Genomic DNA, 8411 nt, shown 5'->3' on the forward strand with positions numbered 1-8411 from the left:
TCAACTCCTCAACATCGACCAGATTTTTAGACTGCAAATTATTGCTCTTCTTGCTTCTTTGGCTTATGGCTTTTCACCAAGAAGGGCAAGCTCAGCTCAAATGGTTCGAACATGAGAGCGAGCACTTTGTGGTGTACTATCTTGAGCCCCACGGTTATCTGGTGCCGCACATCGTCAATTCGGCTGAGACCGCCCTGGACCGTTTGTCGCGCCTTTTCCACTTTAGGCCCTCCGAAAAGATCGTGATTACGATCCATGACTTTAGCGATTATGGTTCGGCTGGGGCCACAGCGGTGCCCCACAACTCAATTCGTCTGGAAATTGAGCCTCTGGAGCCGGGATATGAGAACATCCCTTACAACGAGCGAATCCAGTGGCTCATTGCGCACGAGCTGGTGCATATCTTTGTCACGGATCAGGCTTCAAGGTTAGAGTCGTATTCGAGGTTTCTATTCTCAAAAGTACCCCCCGAAAAAGAACAGCCATTATCAATTTTCTACAGCCTGATAACCAGCGCAGGGCGTTATACGCCCCGCTGGCATCAGGAGGGGATTGCGGTTTTCATGGAAACCTGGCTGAGCGGAGGTTACGGCAGAGTTCTCGGCAATTTTGATGAAATGTATTTTCGCTCCCTGGTTCTCGAGGGTAAATCTTTTCCCGGCCCCATGCAGTTAGAAGCAAGCAATCTTTCAAATTCCTTCCTGCTCGAAACCCGGAGTTACTTATTTGGTGCCCGCTTTGCGGCGTTTCTGGCAGCGGCTTTTGGCGTGGATGCACTTTATGATTGGTACAACAGAACCGGCGACACTTTTTATCCCGGATTCGATGACAAAATCAGGTCAATGTTTGGCTTCGACCTCTCTACTATGTGGGAATATTTTGTCGCGGCTGAAAAACGCTTTCAAAGGGGAAATCTTCGCAGGTTGTCCGCCGCCCCTACCACGGCCATAAGGCGGCTCTGGCCTCCATTTGGGTGGGTCACACAGCCTCACTACGATGATCTCCTTGCAAAAATAATTGTTGGCATCCATCAACCTCATAAGCTGACCACTATTCAAGTCCTCGATTTCAGAGCCCATACCATTAGCAAAATCGGCACCCTTCCCACGCCCAGCATAATCCGGATAGCCTCCACAGCTTATAACAAGAAGTTAAAAACATTTTTTTTCACGACCAATAATAACCAGCTATACCGCGATATCTGGAGTCTGAATCTGGTTACAAAGAAAAAGAAGAAGCTGTTTGAAGATGCCAGGGTGGGTGCAATAACTGTTAGTTCCGCAAGCCACGAGCTTTGGGGCGTGCGCCATTCCGGAGGAAAGGCTGCGCTCGTTTATGCCGCTCATCCCTATTCGCGCTTGCAACCTGTGGTGGAATTTGAATTGGGGGACGTGATTCATGACCTGGCAATCAGTCCATCGGGCAGAATCTTAGCCGCCACCTTGCACCGCGCCGACGGCAGGCAGGCTATCATCCTTGCGAATGTTGCGACATTAAAAAGCCAGGGCAAATTTATTTACAAATCGATCAGTACTGACGGTTCACCGGAATTTCCCTCCTGGAGTCCGGATGAGCGCTATCTATATTGGAGCGCTTACACCAACGGTGTTTCCAACATTTACCGCTACGATGCCGAAACCAGGGAGACTGTGGCAATGAGTCACACTTTACGCGGTCTATTTCGACCTGTCTACATCAACGAGCGCTCCTTGTTTGCTTTTGAATTTAGTAGCGAGGGATTCATCCCGGTAATTATCCCCAATGAGCCGGCTGTTCGGTTGCCAGCAATCGCATACTTTGGACAGCTGGTGGTCGATCGCAATCCCGGGGTGACGGAAATCGATCTGGCATCACCGCAGCAAACAAACGGTACAAACTCAGCTTTGCCCAAGCTGCAGCGGTATTCGGGACTCGGGAGCTTGAAATTCCATTCTTTTTTTCCAACCATCAGCGGCTTTCAGGATCAAAAAGTGGTGGGCTTCTTTAGCCATCTGGCAGATCCGCTTTTTACACACGACCTGAGCCTGGAATTTGGGTTTTCGCCGTTTGATAGCAAGGCTGCCGAACCAAATTATCACCTCAGAGCAAAGTACGAATACAACAAGCGGTACAGTTTAACTGTTAAACACAACGCGTCAACGTTTTACGATCTGTTCAACGATCGTAAAGCCGGACTGATTGGTACGCAGCTGGGGATCGGCAACACACACTATTGGAAATTTGACAATCCACACAAGATCAAGCAAACAACCGAACTGACCTATTTCACCGGAATCAAAGCGATCAATGATAATGTTATCGCTGTTCTCAACTCGGATTTTTTTGTTTTTGAAAGCAGTTTGAATTCGCGCAGCGTCCGCCGTGCCATTGGTAGTGTTGACAGTGAATCCGGGTACGATTGGACTCTCACCGGGATGACTCTGGCCAGTCGTCTGGAAGACCCTCAGGTTGCATATGGTCTGCATTTTCAATGGACGCGATTCACCACCTGGGTGTGGCCGCATAACGTGTTTGTGTTAACGTTGGGTGGGGGCCTTTTGGTAAACCGTTATGATCTGGCGATTGGGAGGTTTTATTTCGGCGGATTTGGCAACCGTAAACTCGAGGACAAACCGGTGAAGCAATATCGAGAGTTGTTTCGTTTTTCGGGGATTCCAATCTACTCCCTCAGCACCGATCGTTTTGCCAAGGTGATGATTGAGCATGCTTTCCCTCCGGTGCGAGCAGGCAGGCCCAGGCTCTGGAAGCATTTTCTCAGTCATGCGTATGCCTCCTGGTTTGCACAGGCTCTGATTCTTGATGCAAAACCCGAGAACAAATGGCTGAGCCTGGGCGCTCAGGTCAATTTTGTTTTTAACCATTGGTTCAATCTGGAATCCACCCTCTCCTTTGGATTTGCTCGAGCTTTCAGCGCACGAAGAAAATCAAATGAATGGTTTTTTTCACTCAAACTGCTTCGGGATTGAAAGTAAGATCACCCCGGAAAGGCAGCATTGGCATTACTCTAATCAGTCCATGACTAAATTGCGTCTTATTTCTTGGGTTTCGGAAACCGCTACGCTAATTTTCGCTACCGTCCGTTTTGAGTATTCTGGAGTAAGATTATTCGAGAGCTAAATTAAAAATTTGTGATTAAGCCAGAATTCCCTTTCGAATAAAAATTCTCCAATTCAGACAAAACCTGATCATTACTTCCAGACACAGTTCTACATTTTGGCAGAGAATTTAAGAACACCCTGCCATATCTTTTTTGAATCACACGTTTATCCAAAATCAAAACTGCACCCCGGTCGGTTTTTCTGCGAATCAGGCGGCCGAATCCCTGTTTGAATTTGATTGCAGCTTGCGGAACCGTGTATTCCAGGAAAGCATTGCCGCCCCTCCGCTCGATGGCTTCGACCCGCGCTTCGACAATCGGTTCGGTCGGCACCCTGAAAGGCAGCTTGGTAATGATAACCATTTCCAGCGACTCGCCGTGTACATCGACCCCCTCCCAAAAACTGTCGGTGGCAAAAAGAACGGAAGTCTTATCATCTTTAAAACGCTCCAATAAACGGTGGCGGTTTTCCTGACCCTGTTTGTAAACATTAAAGCCAAGCGCTTCTATTCGCGGTTTGAGCACGTTGTACAATTTATACAGCAAACCGTACGACGTGAAAAGTACAAAAGCCCGCCCCTGTGAAATCTCCACCGACTTGAAAATGAGCTCAGTAATCTCATTCACGAAACTCGGGCTATTGGGCTCCGGGACGTCGGTGGGGATGGCTACCAGCGTTTGGGTTTCATAATCAAAAGGAGCAGCTAACTGACGCTCCAGAATTTTATCCGGTGCGACGGCATTCAACCCCAAACGATTTTTTAAATAATCGAACCTGCCCTCGACTGTTAGAGTCGCCGACGTCATCAGGATACTTTTGAATTTTTCATAAACGGTCTCTTTTAAAATAGGTGCGACATCCAGAGGGGAGGATTGCAGGCGCACGATTTGCGCGCTTTTGTAACCAATTTTGACTTCTACCCAGCGCACATGAGCCTCATCCTGCTCCAGGAGGATGTGCTCGATGTCGTTTGCGGCCAAATCCAATCTATCGAGCTGCGCCTGTAAATCGATGGTCAAAGAAAGAGTGGACAGCCCAATTTTCATTCGAATAGCTTCGAGCTTTCTCAATAGTTCGTTCAACCGGGCTGTGAACCTGTGAATTTCTTTGACCAGCGATTGTGCTAACTCAATTACATTTTCCTGCCATTCCGTCTGCTCAACAATGAACGGGGTCAAACGTAATTTTTTTTCACTAAACTTAGCATTTTGAGAATCAGATCCGGCAACTATTTCAAAGATTTTGTCCATGGCCGCCGCCAGAGAAACCTTTAACTTTTCGACTTCTGTAACACCTGATTCCTGCAAGCCTTCCTGGATTTTTAAAAAATCTTCGTGGGGCATGCGGCGGGCAACTTTCATTAACTTGCCGGAAAGATAAATAAGCAGCCCTTTTTCATCACTGCCTTTTTTCCGGTACAATTTTCCCAACATGCGCAAAAGACCGAGTGAGGTTACCCGCGTGCCGAAATAACTTGTGGCTACTTCCTCAACGTTGTGGGCTTCATCAAGGACGATTCGGTCGTAAGTAGGTAAAATGGCGTTCTCCGAGGCGCCCCTTGCCGCCCGCACCGCTAGATCGGAAAAGAGCAGATGGTGATTGGCCACCAGTACATCTGCGACGGCAGCTTTTCTGCGCGCTGAGTAAAAAAAACACTCGTTATAAAACGAGCATTGGGTCTTCAAAGATGTGTCACTCTCCGATTGAATTTTTTCCCAAACATCATAGCGCGGCACGATGTTGAGATCGGATTTGCTGCCGTCTTTTGTGGTTTTGGCCCAGTCGAGGATTGTTTTGAGCTCGGATTTATCTCCCTGCTCAGAAAACAAATCCAAATCCTGATCGGCTTCCATTAATTTACGTTTGCAGGCATAATTCGTCCTTCCTTTCACCAACACCGCTTTAAATTTCTGAGCAAACACCGACTGCAGAAACGGCAAATCTTTATTCACTAATTGTTCCTGCAAATTAATGGTGTTTGTAGAGATGACTATCCGCTCTCGATTGCCAACTGCGTAAGTAATGGCAGGTAAGAGGTAGGCCAGCGTTTTTCCAGTTCCGGTACCGGCTTCCACAATTGCAATTTTGTCTTCGTTGATGGCCTGACTTACAACTTTCATCATTTCAATTTGCTGTGGCCGGAATTCATAATTATCAAGTTTTTTGGAAATCGGGCCATCATTATCGAAAAGTTTTGCAAGGGCGTTGCTGTCAATCGGTCGAACTTTTTTCTCAGCAAACGGCTCAACCATTGCATAAACATCGGTCACCTCATTATTGACAATATAAAACCCGATGCCGTCATTGCCGAGAATAGAAGCGATGTGAGTGTCCGCGCTTGACGGCCGCAAAACGCCCCCGGGGTGGTTGTGGATGACAACATTCCCCTGCCTCGCGACTTGCAGCAATGCCGGAACCTCAAATTCATTGCCGCGGCAAAAGACCTCAACGCTGGTCACCTGCCTGACCCTGTTTAGGTGGCCGACAAAAAAGACCTCGTTACCGCCGGAGTCTTCGATTTGTCTTTGTGCAAGTTTAGCTGCTTCTTCTGAAAAATATTTCTTAAGCTTTGATGTCATATGAAAATAATAAGTTAATTCGGTGTTCAAGCTCAGCTTGGACACCAAATTCTTAAAACAACTCCAACTGTTTCGCTGGCTGCAACGGTTCGGCATTGTAGCCGAGTTGTCTTAAATAAAATGCGAATGCACGCGGACCGTGTGTTGTGTAAATTTTCTTGGGCTTAACCTGCCGGATGTATTCAAGCAGGCCGGCAAAATCGGCGTGGTCGCTGAGCGGTAAAACCTCATCCACACCGTAACGCTTCTTTGCTCCATTATGTATAGCCCAACCCGACAGAAAAACTGTCCGCTTCCGTGCTATATTTTTTAACATTCGGGTTTTAAGGGCGGTTCTGGGAGCAACTACTACCTTACCCTCCAGTTCATCTTTTTTATATCTGTCCCACTTTCCTAATTTGATGCCGAAGGCTTCGTAAGTTTTGGCTAAGCGGGCAATGGAACCGTGCACGCTCATCTCAAATCCGGCATCACCCAGGATTTTCATCGCCTCTTGCGACTTTCCGAGGACATACCCAATCACCACGGGTACGAAACCATCCTCAATGCTTTTTTCAACAAAAGAGATTAGCTGCTCCTCAATTTGCTTCCTTGATGGGAACTTATAAATTGGCTTTCCAAAAGTGCACTCCATAATCAAAATATCACTTTCCGGAATTATAATCGGTTCGGCCGCAGCACTCTCCCTCATGTTGAAGTCTCCGGAATAGAGTAGCCGCAATCCGTTTACTTCCACGAGCGTTTGTGCTGACCCCAGAATATGCCCGGCCGGGAAAAGGGTCACTTTACAGCCCTCGAACTCGCAGGGTTCTGCATATCCTAACTTCACCGATCCGGTTTTTCCAATCCTTTGATTTAAGAAGAAAAGCGTCTCCGGGGTAGCAACTACTTTTCCGTGTTTTTTTGCGTGATCGAGATGCGCATGGGAAACACAGCAGAATTCCACAGAACGATGAGCGTCGAGCCAAAGTTGTGAGCCGATTATTTTTATACCTTTATCGTAGTGAAATATCATGCTTGTTATTGATAGCTGTTTCACGAATATACAATGTTGTCGGAAGAAGTTCAAGGTGAAATAAAGGAGGGTAGAAATAAAGGAGGGTGGAGAGACCTCGATAGCTGAACGGCTGTTTCAGGTCCTGGAAAGTGGACGTAACTTTTGTCTTACTCAGTTAATTGAAATTTCCGGTTCATTCAATAACTCATAGATTTTTGCCCGCAAGTTCTCACCGCGTAGATCTTTGTAACGAATCACCCCTTGACGATCTAACAGGAAGTTTTTAGGGAGCGCCGAAACCTGGTAATCGCTAACAAGAGCCATGTCCCAACCCTGGCCATCTGATATTTGCGGCCAGAGGATCTCATACTTGCCAAGAAACTCTCGTAAATAATCTAAATCATAATCAAGGTTCATCCCGATGATCTCAAATCCGCGACCTTGATATTTATTGTAATTTTTTTTCAAATTATTTAGTTCATTTTCCCACGGCTTGCACCAGGTTGCCCAAAAATCTATTAAAACAACTCTGTTTTTAAAATTGGCTAAGTCGATCATATTGCCGTTGAGATCGGATGTTTGGAAATAAGGCGCCGAGAGACCTGGCTGCACCGCAGTTCTGGGTAAAATAACGGAAGCCGATTTTGTAAAAGTAATTTGGTCGCCGGAAGGTGAAATTTTTTTTACTTTGTAGCTGAGGCCATTAATGCTAAAAGAGGCTGTGAGATCAAAATATTCCGGGGAGTTTATGTCGCCATCCAAAGTTCCGTCTCGATCAATGTCGACAACGAATGCGCCCTTCTCCGGTTCGTCGAAAAGTCCATTTAGGTCGTCATCGAAGAGCCCAATTTTATAAGTTGAATCCCCCAGGGTAACGAACCCTTTACGATAACCACTACGAAAGGCCACAATGGAGTCATGCAGACGGTCTTTATAACGATAAAAAGTGATTGGATAGGGAACGGCTCTCTCGGGGCCGTCTTTATAATTCACGTCAACCAAAACTTCTTTAGTCCAGTAGGTACTTTTGTCATCATCCCAATCGTAGTCTTCGTCATCGGTTAAATCTTCGTTGTTGTTTCTATCGATAAACAGAAAACTCTCACCTTTGCCAGGAGATTCATCCAAGGCGATGGTAATCAAAGAGTCGGAGCCGTTGCCAATGACCAGCGCACCAAACTTTGGATCCGGAAATGTGAATTCAGGCAATTTAATATTTGATTCAAGGGGCTGCTCCTGCAATCTTATGCGTTTCGGATTATAATAATTGACAATCGACATGGCGTCAGATTCCATCGCCAATTGTGCTTTATATTCTTTTGGTCTTGATAGGGCAAACCAGAGGATTAAAGTTAGAACCACTACTGAAACGGCAGTTAGGGGAAGGTATTTTTTTAGGATGTCTTTAGGTATTTTTGTCATTTGAAAACAATCTCAATATTGAGACCTTTTGACTATAAATGTGAGTGTAGTAGATTGAATGAGATTTTGCATGAAGAGAATATAGCGAATTTTAATTTAAACGTCAATTGTACAAAAAACCAAGTGAAGCTTAGCACAAATCAGCAGAAAGGAAGTTGGAGAAGTAATAGCAAAATTTACTAATTTCACTGGATTCTTTCAAACTTTTTAATAACATCCTCGATATCGAACTTTTCACTTTTCACAACATAAAATTGCTGCTCAAGCCTTTCTAGAAATGAATAAAGAATATTAAAGAGTGGTTAAAGGCTTAAA

The 8411-nt window shown here is 45.8% G+C and carries 4 protein-coding genes; 1 reads left to right on the forward strand and 3 read right to left on the reverse strand.

What is annotated here, in order from left to right; translation table 11 throughout:
• The first annotated feature begins 65 nt into the window (after positions 1-65).
• Entirely contained in the window at positions 66-2966 is a 2901-nt protein-coding gene (locus IH879_14870) for a PD40 domain-containing protein (protein ID MCH7676215.1), read from the forward strand.
• A 152-nt stretch (positions 2967-3118) separates the two neighbouring features.
• Here the strand turns inward: IH879_14870 and IH879_14875 are convergent, their stop codons facing one another.
• The 3 genes from IH879_14875 to IH879_14885 all read right to left on the reverse strand — a co-directional run bounded on the left by IH879_14875 (position 3119) and on the right by IH879_14885 (position 8096).
• Positions 3119-5677: a DEAD/DEAH box helicase family protein gene (locus IH879_14875; protein MCH7676216.1), complete on the reverse strand. Its 2559-nt coding sequence runs from the start codon at positions 5675-5677 to the stop codon at positions 3119-3121.
• Positions 5678-5729: 52 nt separating this feature from the next.
• Complete coding sequence (locus tag IH879_14880; GenBank protein MCH7676217.1) at positions 5730-6692, reverse strand: MBL fold metallo-hydrolase; 963 nt, start codon at positions 6690-6692, stop codon at positions 5730-5732.
• Between the two features lie 153 nt (positions 6693-6845).
• A complete protein-coding gene (locus IH879_14885; GenBank protein MCH7676218.1) occupies positions 6846-8096 on the reverse strand; it encodes a TlpA family protein disulfide reductase in 1251 nt (416 codons plus the stop codon).
• Positions 8097-8411: the final 315 nt, after the last annotated feature.

The organism is candidate division KSB1 bacterium (genome assembly GCA_022562085.1).
In the GTDB taxonomy this organism is placed as follows: Bacteria; Zhuqueibacterota; Zhuqueibacteria; order Oceanimicrobiales; family Oceanimicrobiaceae; genus Oceanimicrobium.

Bases quoted from the DNA above. Each gene is read 5' to 3' on its own strand.
- IH879_14870 (MCH7676215.1), top strand. From the start codon at position 66: ATGGCTTTTCACCAAGAAGGGCAAGCTCAGCTCAAATGGTTCGAACAT.
- IH879_14875 (MCH7676216.1), bottom strand. From the start codon at position 5,677: ATGACATCAAAGCTTAAGAAATATTTTTCAGAAGAAGCAGCTAAACTT.
- IH879_14880 (MCH7676217.1), bottom strand. From the start codon at position 6,692: ATGATATTTCACTACGATAAAGGTATAAAAATAATCGGCTCACAACTT.
- IH879_14885 (MCH7676218.1), bottom strand. From the start codon at position 8,096: ATGACAAAAATACCTAAAGACATCCTAAAAAAATACCTTCCCCTAACT.